This is a genomic window from Thauera sp. 28 (assembly GCF_000310145.2).
Lineage (GTDB): Bacteria > Pseudomonadota > Gammaproteobacteria > Burkholderiales > Rhodocyclaceae > Thauera > Thauera mechernichensis.
In genome coordinates this window covers 1-488 of record NZ_AMXA01000095.1, presented here as the reverse complement: position 1 = coordinate 488, position 488 = coordinate 1, and the positions used below count along the sequence as shown (strand labels likewise).

2 tRNA genes are annotated in these 488 nt (G+C 54.7%); both read right to left on the bottom strand.

Annotated elements, in window-relative coordinates:
* Positions 1–267 precede the first annotated feature (267 nt).
* Positions 268–343, bottom strand: a tRNA-Ala gene (locus tag C662_RS19595).
* A gap of 27 nt (positions 344–370) precedes the next feature.
* A tRNA-Ile gene (locus tag C662_RS19590) sits at positions 371–447 on the bottom strand.
* Between the last annotated feature and the right edge of the window lie 41 nt (positions 448–488).

The window sequence follows — 488 nt, the reverse complement described above, 5'->3', positions numbered from 1 at the left end:
TCGTACAGGAACGAACTCGTTTGTGCGATCCGGCACTACGCTGACAAGCTCAGCACCGGATCAATGCAATCACACAACTTGCAGTACGCACCGGCTCGGTACGTACTACACTTCTTCCACTTTGTTAAAGAGCGAACCTCAAACAACCGACAACCGACTCGAACCGAGTCGCCCATCGATCAAGAAGTCAGACATGACGACATCGATCACCATGTCTGACTTCTCGAACGCCTACTTGCAGCACCTGCTTTCATGCCGCACGAGTTCTGGTGGAGCTGGTCGGGATCGAACCGACGACCTACGGCTTGCAAAGCCGCCGCTCTCCCAGCTGAGCTACAGCCCCCTCTCGTGTCGAGCAACCAAAAAGACTTGGTGGGTCTGGTTGGGTTCGAACCAACGACCCCCGCCTTATCAAGACGGTGCTCTAACCAGCTGAGCTACAGACCCTCTCATATGCTTCGAGGCTCTTCGCCTGAACAACCGATAAG